At 60.3% G+C, this 232-nt stretch carries 1 protein-coding gene; it reads right to left on the bottom strand.

Annotation, left to right across the window (positions count from 1 at the left end):
* A partial coding sequence (locus ACEN88_RS36365; protein ID WP_413347221.1) for a hypothetical protein occupies window positions 1-232 on the bottom strand: 232 nt, incomplete at both ends.

Raw genomic sequence — 232 nt, forward strand, 5'->3', positions numbered from 1 at the left:
GTCTTCGCCCGAACAAGAGGCCAACGAGGTTGATGAGCTCATGGACGAATCCCCTGCACCAAGCCGCGCGCGCTCAATCTCGCCTACACCCGCACCGAAATCGCCAGAAGCAGACACGACGAAGCCTATGCCAAAGATGCCCGAGCCTTTCAAAGCTCCCGCATTCAAGGTACCGGAAATCTCGTCGCCAGCTAGACCACTACCCGCGTTCTCCTCCTCGCCTGCGCCGCCT

Origin of the sequence: Massilia sp. CT11-108, from assembly GCF_047302915.1 — a bacterium.
In the GTDB taxonomy this organism is placed as follows: domain Bacteria; phylum Pseudomonadota; class Gammaproteobacteria; order Burkholderiales; family Burkholderiaceae_D; genus Telluria; species Telluria orientalis.